Source organism: Pandoraea sp. LA3, from assembly GCF_022696215.1.
Lineage (GTDB): Bacteria > Pseudomonadota > Gammaproteobacteria > Burkholderiales > Burkholderiaceae > Pandoraea > Pandoraea capi.
Genome location: NZ_PTPY01000030.1, coordinates 384,324 through 398,881 on the forward strand (window position 1 = coordinate 384,324; position 14,558 = coordinate 398,881).

11 protein-coding genes are annotated in these 14,558 nt (G+C 62.8%); 5 read left to right on the plus strand and 6 right to left on the minus strand.

Going from position 1 to position 14,558, the window contains the following annotated elements; translation table 11 throughout:
• Positions 1 to 59: 59 nt before the first annotated feature.
• Entirely contained in the window at positions 60 to 743 is a 684-nt protein-coding gene (locus C5N93_RS11790) for a DUF2946 family protein (RefSeq protein ID WP_242559398.1), read from the plus strand.
• 141 nt (positions 744 to 884) lie between these two features.
• Here the strand turns inward: C5N93_RS11790 and C5N93_RS11795 are convergent, their stop codons facing one another.
• Positions 885 to 2,465 carry a M48 family metalloprotease gene (locus tag C5N93_RS11795; protein ID WP_242559399.1) on the minus strand — a complete coding sequence of 527 codons (1,581 nt, stop codon included), beginning with the start codon at positions 2,463 to 2,465 and terminating at the stop codon, positions 885 to 887.
• Between the two features lie 340 nt (positions 2,466 to 2,805).
• On the opposite strand from C5N93_RS11795, the gene moaC reads away from it, so the two are divergent.
• A complete protein-coding gene (moaC, locus tag C5N93_RS11800; protein ID WP_150721355.1) occupies positions 2,806 to 3,285 on the plus strand; it encodes a cyclic pyranopterin monophosphate synthase MoaC in 480 nt (159 codons plus the stop codon).
• A 149-nt stretch (positions 3,286 to 3,434) separates the two neighbouring features.
• Here the strand turns inward: moaC and C5N93_RS11805 are convergent, their stop codons facing one another.
• Complete coding sequence (locus C5N93_RS11805; RefSeq protein ID WP_242559400.1) at positions 3,435 to 4,307, minus strand: EamA family transporter; 873 nt, start codon at positions 4,305 to 4,307, stop codon at positions 3,435 to 3,437.
• Between the two features lie 78 nt (positions 4,308 to 4,385).
• Here C5N93_RS11805 and C5N93_RS11810 point away from each other — a divergent pair, with 78 nt between their 5' ends.
• Positions 4,386 to 4,946 (plus strand): MarR family transcriptional regulator, encoded by a 561-nt coding sequence (locus tag C5N93_RS11810; RefSeq protein WP_242559401.1) that lies wholly within the window; start codon positions 4,386 to 4,388, stop codon positions 4,944 to 4,946.
• 175 nt (positions 4,947 to 5,121) lie between these two features.
• Here C5N93_RS11810 and C5N93_RS11815 read toward each other — a convergent pair whose 3' ends face one another.
• Positions 5,122 to 6,336: an MFS transporter gene (locus C5N93_RS11815; RefSeq protein WP_242559402.1), complete on the minus strand. Its 1,215-nt coding sequence runs from the start codon at positions 6,334 to 6,336 to the stop codon at positions 5,122 to 5,124.
• A 102-nt stretch (positions 6,337 to 6,438) separates the two neighbouring features.
• Here C5N93_RS11815 and C5N93_RS11820 point away from each other — a divergent pair, with 102 nt between their 5' ends.
• Complete coding sequence (locus C5N93_RS11820) at positions 6,439 to 7,443, plus strand: LysR substrate-binding domain-containing protein (protein WP_242559403.1); 1,005 nt, start codon at positions 6,439 to 6,441, stop codon at positions 7,441 to 7,443.
• Between the two features lie 186 nt (positions 7,444 to 7,629).
• Here C5N93_RS11820 and groL read toward each other — a convergent pair whose 3' ends face one another.
• The 3 genes from groL to C5N93_RS11835 all read right to left on the minus strand — a co-directional run bounded on the left by groL (position 7,630) and on the right by C5N93_RS11835 (position 12,401).
• Positions 7,630 to 9,276: a chaperonin GroEL gene (gene groL / locus C5N93_RS11825; RefSeq protein ID WP_039396571.1), complete on the minus strand. Its 1,647-nt coding sequence runs from the start codon at positions 9,274 to 9,276 to the stop codon at positions 7,630 to 7,632.
• A gap of 48 nt (positions 9,277 to 9,324) precedes the next feature.
• On the minus strand, positions 9,325 to 9,615 hold the full coding sequence (groES, locus tag C5N93_RS11830) for a co-chaperone GroES (RefSeq protein WP_069343957.1): 291 nt from the start codon (positions 9,613 to 9,615) through the stop codon (positions 9,325 to 9,327).
• A gap of 278 nt (positions 9,616 to 9,893) precedes the next feature.
• Positions 9,894 to 12,401 (minus strand): DUF4157 domain-containing protein, encoded by a 2,508-nt coding sequence (locus tag C5N93_RS11835; protein WP_242559404.1) that lies wholly within the window; start codon positions 12,399 to 12,401, stop codon positions 9,894 to 9,896.
• 754 nt (positions 12,402 to 13,155) lie between these two features.
• Here C5N93_RS11835 and C5N93_RS11840 point away from each other — a divergent pair.
• On the plus strand, positions 13,156 to 14,535 hold the full coding sequence (locus C5N93_RS11840) for a DASS family sodium-coupled anion symporter (RefSeq protein WP_242559405.1): 1,380 nt from the start codon (positions 13,156 to 13,158) through the stop codon (positions 14,533 to 14,535).
• Positions 14,536 to 14,558 lie beyond the last annotated feature (23 nt).

The following is a 14,558-nucleotide window of genomic DNA, read 5'->3' on the forward strand; positions in this document are numbered from 1 at the left end:
TCGTGGACCACGCTCGTGCGAGCGATAGACGTCGGCACGACAGACATTAAGGTTTCCTAATGGATGAAATCGTTCGTCAGGCAATGGCCAAATGGCCAAATGTGCCCCATTGCTACGGGTGGCTGGCGCTGGATCGTCGCGGACAGTGGCGCATGCGCGACGAGCAGGCGCAGGCCGAAGGCACGGCGGGAGACCCGATTCGTCACGAGGCATTGATCGCGTTCATTGCGCGCAACTACGCCAGCGACGACGCGGGACGCTGGTACTTCCAGAACGGTCCGCAACGGGTGTACGTCTCGCTGGCCTATGCGCCCTTTGTGGTGCGGCTGACGTGGGATGCCAGCGCGAACGATGGCCGCGGCGCACCGGTGCTGACGGATCAGTTGGGCCACGCATTTGTGCCGCAGGCGTGTCTGCTGGACGAGGACGGCAGCGTCGCATTCGAGGGAGCCTCCGGCGCTGCGGAAACCCTTGGCGCGAACGACGGCACGGGCACCACCGCAACGACGACGCTCGCGCTGCTGCACGATCACGACATCGATTTGCTTACCGAGGTATCGGATCTGACGCAGGCCTATGAGGTCGCCGAAACCGCCGACGATACGGCCGACGCCAAGGCGGCCGTCCGTCTGCACTGGCGCAATGGCGACTCGCTGCCGCTCGCAACGACCCACGCGGGCACCCTGCCGCAGACCTACGGCTTCGAGCGCGTCCCGCAGGCGCCCGACACGTCGACGGCGTGAAGCGACAAGGACGCGCGTGGAACCAAGGCTGCGAAGATCGCGGCGGTTACGAAGTCGTCGCCTGTCGACGCCCCATTGATTCCCGCTTGATGCTCGCTTTATGTCCGCGTTATGCCCGCGTTGTGTCCGCGTGGTGTCCGCTTAACCAAACTGCTTGTTGAAGTCCTTCTCGTCTTCCTTGTCTTCGCGGTACCGACGCTGGAACTCATGCAGTTTTGCGTCGATGGTCGACATCTCGTAGAAGTCGGCGTCGCCCGCATCGCGTGCCAGTTTCAACTGGCTGACGGCCGCCATCCACTGCCCCTGCAAGGCGTATTGTTCCGCCAGCGCCTCATGCTGACGCGCCCGCTTGCCGCCCGCCGCCCACGCGCCTGCCAGCGCCCGCCACCAGATCGGCTCACTGCGATAGCGTTCGACCTGCGCTTGCAGAAACTTCGTTGCGTCGGGAATGCGCTGGCTCGCGACCAGCGCGTCGGCATACGCCATGTCGGCCGCCTGTGACAGCGGGAATGCCGCGCGCGCTTGCGTGGCGACGCGCAACGCTTCATCCGGCCGGCCTGAGAGTCGTGCGATATCCGACGCGAGCACCGCCAGACTCGGCGTGCCGGGGCCGGTGCCGCCGAAGGCCGCACGCGACTTCTCCAGCGCCTCGCGTGCCGGTTCCCAGCGACGCTGCTTGAACTCGGACAGCGCCACCGCGTACCAGGCGCCCGCCACGCTCGGCGTCGTCTGCGTGCGAATTGCGGTGCGCTGCGCCTCGGCAATCGCCGCAAAGTCGCTCGCCGACTTCTGCTGCAACACGAGGGAGCGGGCGCGCACGAACACATATTCCGGCGACTGTTCCGGCTGACGATAGCCCGCGGTGCGGGAGCGGTTCAGCATATCCGCGATGCGTTCGGTCGTGAGCGGGTGAGTCCGGACATATTCGGGCACACCGGCTTCGTTGATGGCATCGGCACGCTGGAGGCGCTCGAAGAACGTCGGCATGGCGTACGTATCGAAGCCCGCCGCCTGAAGCAACTGAAAGCCGACGCGATCGGCCTCGCGTTCGGCGTCACGAGAAAAGCGGAGTTGGCGATCGATGGCGAGCCCCTGCCCGCCCATCGCGATGCCCATGCCGAGATCCGAGCTGCGCGCGCCGATCCCGGCGAGCAGGCCGAGCAGCATTCCGCCCAGCGCGAGCCACGAGTTCTGCGCCTGCTGACCGAGCATCCGCGCGATGTGATGTTGCAGCACGTGCCCCGTTTCGTGCCCGACGACCGAAGCGAGTTCTGACTCGGTACGCGTCGCAACGATAAGCCCCGTGTTGATGCCGATGAACCCGCCCGGCAGTGAAAAAGCATTGATCCCCGCGTCGCGCACCACGAAGAACTCGAAGCTCTGGCTGGCGTCGAGCCCCACCTTGCGGGTGGCCGAGACGAGTCGGCTGCCCAGCGCGTTGACGTAATCGGAGAGCAGCAGATCGGCAAGGTAGTCCGGGTCGGCGCGGATCTCGCGCATCACCCGCTCGCCGAGCTTGCGCTCCATCGCGGGCGAGAGATCGTCTGCCGAACTCTGGCCCAACGTCGGCAACCCCTGCGCGGCCGCTTGCGTCGGCACGATCGCGGTCGCAAACGTGGTCGCCGTCATCACGGGCAACATGACCCACGCGATCGCGCGGCGCCAGCGGCCGGGGGCGGCAACCTGCGCGGGACGGCGAGCGCGCGTCGGCATCATGGTCATGCGAGGGAAGACAGACGAAGCAGGCAAAGCGCACGGCACGCCCGCACAGCGTTCGAGCGATGCGTGAAGCGAACGGTTGCGCCGAACGTGGCAAGGGATGTGGAGCCGAATGCGGCGAGGAATGTGGCTCGGAAGGAAGGTAGCGAACGCGTCATGGAAGTAGGCGCAGCGCGGCGCAGATCACTCGGGGCTGCTGCTATGATAGCAGCCAGACGTAGACGTTCCGCACCATCGCCTGGACGTCGAAAACATCGGCAAATTCACATTCACGACCGACGCAATAACGGGGCACGCAGACCGTTTTCGTCATCTTCCCAGCATTCTCTCAGCATCGACGCTCATGGCAGAACTCACCCACTTCGATACCGCCGGACAGGCTCACATGGTTGACGTTGGCGGCAAGGACAGCACGCATCGCATTGCGGTCGCACGCGGCACGATCCGGATGAAGCCCGAAACGCTCGCGTTGATTCGCACGGGCACCGCCAAGAAGGGCGACGTGCTGGGCATCGCGCGAATCGCCGCCATTCAGGGCGCCAAGCGCACGGCCGATCTGATTCCGCTGTGCCATCCGCTCGCGCTCACGCGGGTGACGGTGGAGTTTCTGGTGGACGACGGCGCCAACGCCGTCCATTGCCGCGCACAGGTCGAGACCATCGGACGCACCGGCGTCGAAATGGAAGCCCTCACGGCCGTGCAGGTCGGCCTGCTCACGATTTACGACATGTGCAAAGCGGTCGACCGAGGCATGACGATGACCGACGTTCGCGTGCTGGAGAAGCACGGCGGCAAATCGGGGGATTGGGTGGCGTCCGAATAATCGACGGACACGAAAGAACTCGGACTCAGCGGGGCGGTGTCTTGCACCAGGCATGGCACCGTCGGCACTTCAGGCCCGCCAGGTCCTTGATCCTTGATCCTCCTACCCCGGTCCCTGATCCCCTAGCCTTGAAGCATCGCAGATGATCGTCAGGCCCGCGCGGCCGTCCACTGCACCGCCAGAATGCTCGCGAACACCACCGCGAGCCCCACGAAGGCGAGGCCTTTGATTGCCTCCCCCAGCAGCATCCATCCGAGTACGACCGCCGTCAGCGGACTGAGTAGTCCGAGCGACGACACGGCCACCGGGGCCAGACGGGCGATGCCACGAAACCACAACGCATACGCCAGTAAAGCGCCCGCCATCGACAGATAGGCATAGCCCGCCGTCTGCCCAATCGTAAGCGACGGCAACGGCGGATCTGCCAGCCACGCGACCGGTACGAGCATCGCGCCGCCGAGCAGCAACTGCCAGCCCGTGAGCGCGAGCACCGGCATGTTCAAGCGCCAGCGACGCGTGAGATACGTGCCCGTCGCCATACTCGCGGCCCCGGCCAGTGCTGCCAGAATGCCGACCGGCTCGAACACCGTCCCCGGCGAGAGCAACAGCACGCCCATGCCGACGACACCCGCCACCGCCGCCCACACCGTGCTCGCCAGCGGACGCCGTTGCTCCACGCCCCATGCCAGCCCCATCACGAGCAACGGCTGAATCGCGCCGACGACCGCCGCCAATCCGCCCGGCAAGCGATAGGCCGCCACGAACAGCAACGCCTGAAATGCCCCGATGTTCAGCGCCGAGAGCACCAGCAAGCGCGTCCACTCGCCACGTGCGGGCCAGCGTCGCGCATACATCAACAGCAGCAATCCAGAGGGCAGCACGCGAATGAGCGCCGCCGTGAAAGGTCGGTCGGGCGGCAACACCTGCGTCGTCACGATATAGGTCGAGCCCCAGATCACGGGTGCCAGCGCCGTCAGCAAGACGTCTAGCCACGTCGATCGCACACGGGTTTTCGTCGTCATGATGATTTATCTTCAATTCAAGATAAATCGCAGTTTGGTATCCTTTTGTCTTGATGTCAAGACAACTGGAGTCAAGGGATGGCGAATCGGCCAACGGGAGATAAAGCGCAAGATGCGCACCGCGCCGTATCACGGGAACCTGCGAACGGCGACGCCGTCGACCGGATCCTCGCGCAATGGCATCGGGAACGTCCGGATCTCGACGTATCGCCCATGGGCGTGATCGGCCGCCTCAAGCGTTGCGCAGCACTTGTGCAGCAGCAACTCGACGCCACTTTCGCCGAGTTCGAGATGAGCGGCTGGGAATTCGACATGCTCGCGACGCTGCGACGCGCCGGCGAGCCTTACCGTCTCGCTCCCACTGCCCTGTTTTCGGCGCTGATGGTGACCTCGGGGACGATGACGCATCGTTTGCAGCGTCTCGAAGGGCGGGGCTGGATCGCACGCGTTGCCAATCCGGACGATGCCCGCAGCACGCTGGTCCAGTTGACCGAGTCCGGCTTTACGGTGATCGAGCGCGCGGTCGAGGCGCACGTCGCCAACGAACATCGCATGCTCGCACCGCTCTCGGGAGCGTCGCTCACGAGTCTCGAAGCCGGGTTGAGCGACTGGCTCCGGGTGCTCGAAGCGGAGCAGTGACGACAAACCTCGACGTGGAATGTGAAAGAGGCTCGCCATGCGAGCCTCTTCGTTGATGCGAATCGCTCATGCGCGCCGCTTATGTGCATCATGAGCGCACGCTATGCATCCGCGTGCTTAGTGCGCGCCGTCATCCGATATCGGGACGACGCGCCGCACCGCCATCACGCCGTCATCACGCCGCCGCGGCCGCCTTGCCGGCGCGCTGACGCTGCGGCCAGAAGTACCACACTGCGCCAATCACTTGCAGCACGATGAGTGCCGTCCAGGCCGAGAAGTGTCCCTGTGCGCTGTGCGCCGGGTAAGCGCCGAGCACCGCGCCGATGCCAACCTGACACAGGAAGATCAGCAGGAAGATGATGAGCGTGAGCGACGTGTTCACGCGTCCGATCAGCGTGCCGTGGAAGTACTCCGCGAGCACGGCATACGACAGAATGCCCGTACCGCCGAAAATTCCGTAAGCCGCCCACAGCCAGACCGGGGGAATCGGTGCACCCAGCATCAGCAGCAACTGCACCAGCACGAACACCAGCATGCCCACACCCGAGAAGGCAAAGACACTCACGCCGCGTCGCTCCAGCGAGCGGGCTGCCGCACCGAACACCACGCTCCCCGCCATCATCGCGAGCCCCACGACCGACACCAGCGAGGCGGCCTGCGCTTCGGACAGCCCTTCTACGTCGCGCATGAACGGCGCCATCCACAGCGATTGCATCGCGTAGAACACCCCCTGCGTGATCCCCGAGAGCGACGTCACTTTCCAGAACATGGCGCTGCCGAGCACCTCACGCACGCCTTGCAACGCTTCGGACAAACCACCCTGCGCATGCGAACCCGGCTTCTCGGGCGCGCCGAACCAGAGCGCCACCGACATGAACACCGTGAGCGCCGCCAATCCGAACGACACCACGCGCCAGTCCGTCAGGCCGAGCAGCCAGTTCAGCGGTGTGCCGACGACCACGCCGCCCATGCCGCCCACCGCCATCACCAGACCGTTGAGCAGCGGCAGACGAGCCACCGGAAACCATTGCGCCAATGCCTTGAAGGCGCTGCCCAGACACACCGACACGCCGACACCGATCAGCAGACGCCCGACCATCAGCGCGCCCACGCCCTGCGCCAGACCGAACAGCGCTGCACCGGCGGCTGCCAGCAGCAACACCAGCGACGCCACACGGCGGGGCCCGAACTTGTCGAGCAACACGCCCGCAGGCAATTGCGCCCCGGCAAAACCGAGGAAATAGAGGCTCGTGAGCAGACCGAGGTCAGCGGACGAGAGGCCGAGTTCGCGCGTCATGAATGGCGCAAATCCGATGTTCACACCGCGATACACGTAGGAGACGAAGTATCCGCAGGCAAACAGCACGAAGATTCTGAGTGCTTTCGACATGGAGTAAACCCTAATCACTTGCTTGGGTATCGATTGTCTGCGGAACCGTGCGTTGAAGCCAACGAAACCTTTGCGCTCGTATTGTGAGTAGAATTTGACATCATGTTCCAGCACCTCCCTCCCCTCCAATCCCTGCGTGCGCTTGAAGCGGCTGCCCGTCACCGCAGTTTCACGCGCGCCGCCGAAGAATTGAATTTGACGCACAGTGCTGTCAGCCATCACATGCGCGCGCTGGAGCAGCAGTTAGGCACGGCCCTCTTTCGCCGCGTGGGGGCACGGATGATTCCGACCAGCGTCGGCGCCCGCCTGGCCGAACGAGTGCGCATTGGTATGTCGGAACTCGACGAAGCAATGAACGAGGCCAAGGCCGGCATTGCGCCCCATGCGACACCCGCCATCGTCCGTCTGGAAATCAGCGTGATGACCGATCTTGCGGCGCAATGGCTGATTCCCCGGCTATCGCGATTCAGCGAGCGGCACCCGGGCATCGATCTGGTCGTGCGCATTCATGCAGATATCGCCGCGCCCGATCCGTATTCGGTCGACGTCGGTATCTGGCATCAGCGCGTAGAAGAAACCGGGTTCGTGACACGCAAGTTGCTCGACGACTTTGTCATCGCTGTCTGCCATCCTGACGTCGTCGCGCAGGTACCGGACTTTACGGTGGCCGACATCCACAAGTTGCCGATGCTGCGTTTCGCCCACCGCTCGTGGCGCGACTGGCAGGTGGCTGCCGGTTTGCCGCCGCACGAGCCCACGCGCGGGCCGATCTTCGACGATTCGGGGTTGCTCCTGCGGGCCGCCATCGCGGGACAAGGCGTTGCGACCTCTCGCAGCCTGCTCGTGCGCGATACGCTCGCTGCGGGTGAACTGGTGCAGATCGGGGACGTCTGTATTCCGCCGAGTCTGGAATACCATGTGAACTGGCGGGAAAATCATCCGCGCGAGCGCGCGATCCACGCCTTCTGGGACTGGATGCAGGACGAGATCGCGGCCATGACACCGCTTGCCGGCTCTCCATTCCCGCTCAGGCGCGACGATGGGGCAACCGAGACTGTCGCACCGCCGGATATCGCCGCCCGCCCGAAAGCATCGGGGAAAGACTGACGGCGAACGCCCGCGTCGTCAGAGCTCAAACGGCGGCGCATAAAAAAACGGCAACGCATTCGGGAGAATGTGTTGCCGTTTTGGCGTTGGGCGACGGTACGTAGATCGATGATCTTGCACCGACGCCCGGAGGCCAGACATTCGAAGCGCCTCACGGCGCTCCGTGCATGCCGTCTCTTGCGAGACTTACATGCCCATGCCCATGCCGCCCATACCGCCCATGTCGCCCATACCGCCGGCCATCGGAGCATCTTCCTTCGGCAGTTCGGCAACGGCGCAGTCGGTCGTCAGGAGCAGGCCCGACACCGAAGCGGCGTTTTGCAGTGCGGTGCGGGTGACCTTCGTCGGGTCCACAACGCCCATTTCCACCAGATCGCCGTACTCGCCCGACGATGCGTTGTAGCCGTAGTTGCCCTTGCCGGCAACCACGTTGGCCACGACGACGCTGGCTTCTTCGCCACCGTTGGTGACGATCTGACGCAGCGGCTCTTCCATCGCGCGCAGCACGATCTTGATACCGGCGTCCTGGTCAGCGTTGGCACCCTTGAGGTCCGACACGGCAACGCGAGCACGCAGCAGCGCAACACCGCCGCCCGGGACGATGCCTTCTTCCACGGCAGCGCGGGTAGCGTGCAGCGCGTCTTCCACGCGTGCCTTCTTTTCCTTCATTTCGACTTCGGTCGCAGCACCGACCTTGATCACGGCAACACCGCCGGCCAGCTTGGCCACGCGCTCTTGCAGCTTTTCACGGTCGTAGTCGCTGGTGGCTTCTTCGATCTGGGCACGGATCTGCTTGACGCGTGCTTCGATGTTCACGGCTTCACCGGCGCCATCGATGATGATGGTGTTTTCCTTGCCGATTTCGATGCGCTTGGCTTGACCCAGCTCAGCCAGCGTAGCCTTTTCCAGCGTCAGGCCGATTTCTTCGGCGATGACCTGGCCGCCCGTCAGGATGGCGATGTCTTCCAGCATGGCCTTGCGGCGGTCGCCGAAGCCCGGAGCCTTGACGGCGCAGGTCTTCAGGATGCCACGGATGTTGTTGACCACCAGCGTTGCGAGGGCTTCGCCTTCGACGTCTTCGGCGATGATCAGCAGCGGACGGCCAGCCTTGGCGACTTGCTCGAGCACCGGCAGCAGGTCACGGATGTTCGAGACCTTCTTGTCGAACAGCAGGACGAACGGGTTCTCCAGGATCGCGACTTGCTTTTCCGGGGTGTTGATGAAGTACGGCGAGAGGTAACCGCGGTCGAATTGCATACCTTCGACGACGTCCAGCTCGTCTTGCAGCGACTTGCCGTCTTCGACGGTGATCACGCCTTCCTTGCCGACCTTGTCCATCGCCTTGGCAATGTAGTCACCGATCGAGGTATCGCTGTTGGCCGAGATCGAGCCGACTTGAGCGATTTCCTTGTTCGTGGTGCAGGGCTTGCTGATCTTGCGCAGTTCTTCGATGGCGGCAGCAACGGCCTTGTCGATACCGCGCTTCAGGTCCATCGGGTTCATGCCCGAGGCAACGTACTTCATGCCTTCGCGAACGATCGACTGCGCCAGCACCGTTGCGGTGGTGGTGCCGTCACCGGCGTTGTCGCTGGTCTTGGAAGCCACTTCCTTGACCATTTGCGCGCCCATGTTCTGGAGCTTGTCCTTGAGTTCGATTTCCTTGGCGACCGACACACCGTCCTTGGTCACGGTCGGGCCGCCGAAGCTGCGCTCGAGCACGACGTTACGGCCCTTCGGGCCCAGGGTCACCTTGACGGCGTTGGCCAGGATGTTGACACCCTCGACCATCTTGGCACGAGCGGCATCGCCGAAAACGACTTCTTTAGCTGCCATTGCTGTAACTCCTTGAATACTTTACGTAGATGTCTTTGGGGGAAAGACTTACTGGGCCACGACGGCCATGATGTCTTCTTCGCGCATGACCAGCAGTTCCTGGCCATCGACCTTCACGCTCTGGCCGGCGTACTTGCCGAACAGAACGCGGTCGCCCACCTTCACGTCGAGTGCGATCAACTTGCCTTGATCATCGCGCTTGCCCGGGCCGACGGCCAGGATCTCGCCCTGGTCCGGCTTTTCAGCAGCCGCGTCCGGGATCACGATGCCCGATGCGGTCTTCGTTTCGTTGTCCAGGCGCTTGACAATAACGCGGTCATGCAAGGGACGAAGGTTCATTACAAGCTCCTCTTTCTCTCAGTGAGATCGTCAAAACTAAATATGCAATCATTTGCATATCTGGTGAATTCATGGCGTTAGCACTCTGCGCCAACGAGTGCTAATTATAGGGACGGGGTTTTACGATTTCAAGACGCGGGGTTTTCCCGGGGGTGAAGAAAAGTGAAATTACTGACGAGATGCACTGAATTCCGGACTTTGCTCACTCAACTTTGATCTCGTCAGATCGACATCAGACGCAAACTTTTTGAAATCAACCACATACGTGACGATCTCAGCTAGAGGGTGTGGGGGATGCGGGGTACGCCAGGATCCAGTGCCGCCTGGAAGGCGGTCGGATCACCGAACAGCGGCGTGAAGTGATTGCCGGTGTGAAGGATCGTGAGCACTGGGCCACCGCCGAGATTGTAGGTCTCGTAGCTCGAAAACCCCCCAGTCACCGGATTCACGCTGACAACGTGCAACGTGAACGCGCCAATCTGATTGACGATCATTTGCAGCACCGCCTGCCCGCCGCCCTGATTCAGATCGAACATGTCGAGCAGCCCGACCAGACCGAGGTCCATCGCGCTCGCCCGGATATGGTCCACTTGCTGCTGTGTCGGATTACGCCCGGATGCCAGCAGGACCGCATAAATCAGGCAGTTCATGCCACGCCCGGGTGCACGCCCGACGCCGAAATGGTGCCGGACGTTCTGCAACGAAGCATCCATGGCCTGTTGCGCAGTAAAGACGTCGCTGTGTCGATGGCCGAGGTCGTGCAAGGTTTGCTGCTTGCTCGACGGATCCGGCGGCGTGTCGAGTTTTTCGCGTTTGAATCGACTGAGCTCAGGCACCGAGACCTGGCCGGCTTCGCGCGACGCCTTGACGAAGTCTTCGGCACCCACGTCAGGCTGCGCTGGCAAATGGCCGCTACCGAACACGGGAGACGCCAGATCGTAGCGAACGTTCATCCGGACGTTCCTCACGTTGTCGATGCCGAAACGTTGCACATACTCCAGCACGTTTCCTAACACCTGCTCGATTCGGCTCGTAGCGTCTCGGCCTTCCATCCAGGCCTGCCCCAGATTGCTGTTGACGTCGTAATTTCCAAGGTGCCGCAATATGGCGCTCCGATACTCGGTCGCCGATTGCCGGTATCGGGCCGATATCTCGGTCAACTGCCCTTCGAGCGTACCCAGCGTTAGGGTCGCATCCTGCAGTTCCTGCGCCAGCGTATCAGGTGATTTTGGCGCCGAGGCGGGCATACGGAATAAGGCGCTGAACCGATTGGAATCGTTAACTTTCGCGAGATAAGCCCCCCGGTTTTCAACGTCATATCGCTTCTGCGCGACCGACTGCCGTTGCGTATGGCACGCGCTGGCCAGCCGCGCATATTCGTCGCGAAAGCGTCGGAAATTCTCTTGCAGCGTGGCGACGGCTTCTTCTTCGCGGCCGTGCCAAAGAATGGCCATCGGTCCGCCGATACATTGGTCGGGATTGTGAAGCACGGCATTGCGTTCGAGAGCACCGCCGTTGGCTGACGCAAGGTGAATGCCGTCGGCGAATTTGGCACGGAACCACGTGTTGTCGCCTTCGCCCGAATTACGTCCGACACCGCCTTCCAGACCATTTTTAGCGAGCCAGTCGAGGTACATCTGGCCGTTCATGTTCCGGAAAATCAGGTAGACGTTCTTGCCCACGGCAATGGCCGTTTGCGCGGCCCGGATGATCCCTTGCACCGCCGCGTTGCCTGCATATTCCTTATGCTTGCTCACAATGTCTTCAAGACGCCGCAAGACGGTATTCATGAAGAACAGCGCGAGCTCATCGTCCTTGAGCAGATACCCATCGATGGTCTGCGCGACACGCTTGCCGGTATCGGTGGCAAATTTTGACGATATCTGCGTATCCGTGGACTTCATCCGGTTCAACAGGACATTGCCTAGCCATTGCTCGACCGACAGCGAGTTGATGCCTTCGATCTGAAGTCGAATCTGCCGTGCATGCTCTTGCCGTACGGGCAGCGGAGTCTCGTGCGGCAGATCGAGCGGATCGACAGTCACTTCCAAACCAGGCGGGGGACGGCGATTGCGCGCCGTCCACTCGTACCAGGTCTCGAACGTATCTTCGAGAATCTCAAAGAAATGGTCTTCGCCGTCGAGTGATTTCTCCGTGTACCGCTGATCGATATCTTCGACGACCTCGCGCAGAATCTCGGGCTGCGCGATCAGCGGCCGGAAGCGCGCGTCGATGCGGGGGGCGGGAGTCCCCAGTTCATCCAGCACTGCTGCGATGGCCTGCTCCACCGAGTATTGATGCCCGCTAATGTTCACCCGCTGGACGGTGGGGGTGGCCCGTGCACTTTGCAACGAACCCGGTGCGCCGGCGCGGCCGCGAAGTTGCAGCGCCCGCTCGCCCATGATGTCGGCTTCGCGTTCGAGCCCGGCGTCGTCGTTGAGGGCGGTGCCATTCCGGGTTTGCGCGTTGGGCTGGACTCGGCCTTGCTTCTGCTGGACGACGTGCCACGCTTCATGAGCAAGGTGCTTTTCTTGCCCCGGGGCGAGGTGGATCTGAGTGTCCTGCGTGAAGGCATGCGCCTGAAGCTGCGCAGGCTTTGTCGAATTGGCGTGGACGGTGACGTCGTCCATCGTGAATCCCGATAACAGCTCGATAGACGACTTCAACCCGCCCGGCAGACCGCCTTCGGGCGGAGACTCCGGTCCCGCCGATGTGTCGGCCGCACGTTGCAGCGGCAGCATCGCGCCAAACTTGTCCCCATCGCGGTCCGTGCTGGCGTCTGCCATGCGTTGAATAGCGGCCGAGTGACGTGTTCGCGGACTTGCATCGGCCATGTCCTGAATCTGACGTTGACGTAGGGCGCTGGGGCGATTGTCACTGAGCGTCTGACCAGCGAGGCCTCCGCCAAGACCTTGCTGCGGCAAATAGCCGCCGTCCCGTCTCGCTTGATCATCATGGGAATGCATCGCCCGCCCCCCGTATCCGACATGAAGTTGTGCCGTGTTTTGCTCGGCGATTCTCGGGGAGGATCAAAGGATTGTCAAAAGCAGGGGGCGATCTCGCCCGGGCATAAAAAGAGCGCTGCGTACCGACATCTCGCAGCGCCGCTCCATCGCACAACAGAACTAACCCCGTGCTACCTCTTATGAATCGTTGTGGAATCTTGCAACGATGTCGGTTATGCCATCGAGACCCAATACTTGAGCGTTTGCATGTTCGACGAATTCACGACGCTCGCCACATCGCTATCTCGCCATGCAAACTCATGCCCGCCAACTGTCAACGTTGACAGGCGAAACAGGGCATAGGCCCGAACTATCGCTCCCCACCCCACGTATGAGCGATTTCCTAAGGCACCGCAGCGGCATTCGCGATATCAAAGGCTGGCACGTAACCAATGGAGAGCGATGGACAGTCGTCTCGGAACGCCATCGGTGCCGGACCTCGCCGCTACCGGTCCGGCGCGTGCCCCGCCCCCTCGCTCAGTTTGTTACGACGGGAAACGCCAAGGAAAACTATCGCAACTCGAGGAATCTGGAGATGAACCAACTTGCTGGAACCGTCGCCCGGCAGTGGGCGATGTCCGCCCGCGACGCCTGGATACTGCTCGCCAATCTCGTTCTGATGGTGACGCTGATTGTCGTCCTGCCCTTCGAAGACAAGACCAATCGCGGGCTGGCGCTCGCCGTCTTCATCGCCGTGCTGTGGCTCTCCGAAGCCGTCCATCTGACGGCCACCGCGCTGATGGTGCCGGTGCTGGCCGTCATGCTCGGCATTCTCGACACACCCGCCGCACTCGGCTCGTTCGCCCATCCCATCGTCTTCCTGTTCTTCGGCGGCTTCGCGCTGGCGACCGCCATGCGAATTCAGGGGCTCGACCGCTTTCTCGCCAACTGGCTCCTCCATCTGGCCGGCGGCCATATGGGACGCGCGGCGTTGATGCTGTTCGGCGCGACCGCCCTGCTCTCCATGTGGGTGAACAACACCTCGACCACGTCGATGATGCTGCCGCTCGCCCTGGGCATCCTCTCGCAGCTCGACGCCAGCCGCGACCGCAAGACCGTGACGTTCCTGCTGCTCGGCATCGCCTACAGCGCGAACATCGGCGGGTTGGGCACGGTGGTCGGCAGCGTGCCCAACGCCATGGTCGCCACCCACCTCGGCATCGATTTCCTGACGTGGGCGAAATTCGGCGTGCCGCTGGTCGCCGTGTTGCTCCCGCTCATGATCGCGACGACCTGGCTGGTGCTGCGTCCGCGTCTGGACCAGACGGTCGACATCGAGACCGAACCGATGACGTGGACCGGCCAGCGCATCGCCGCCGTCGGCATCTTCGGTTTCACGGTCCTGTCCTGGATCTTCAGCCAGCACATCTCGGCGTGGCTTGGCGGCGTGAAGCAACTCGACACACTGATCGCATTGCTCGCCGCGATCCTCATCGCCACCACAGGCGTCGCCTCATGGAAGCAGATTCAGGCCCATACCGACTGGGGCGTGCTGCTGCTCTTCGGCGGCGGTCTCACGCTCAGCGTGGTGCTGCGCGACTCCGGCGCCAGCGTCGTCATGGCGCACGGCGTGTCGAGCGTCTTCGCAACGAGCCCCGTCCTCGTGATTCTGCTCATCACGGCCGCATTCATCGTCTTCCTCACCGAGTTGACGAGCAACACGGCCAGCGCCGCGATTCTGGTACCGATCTTCGCCGCCATCTCGCTGTCGCTGGGCCTGCCCGAGGCATTGCTGACGATGGTGATCGGCATCGGCGCATCGTGCGCGTTCATGCTGCCCGTGGCCACCCCGCCCAACGCCATCGTGTTCGGCACCGGCAGCGTGCCGCAAAGCCAGATGGTCCGCGCAGGGCTCGGGATCAACCTCGTCTGCATCCTCGTCATTACCGCGTTTGCGTGGTTTCTGTGGCGCTAATGCGGTCGACCGAAGGCGCGCCG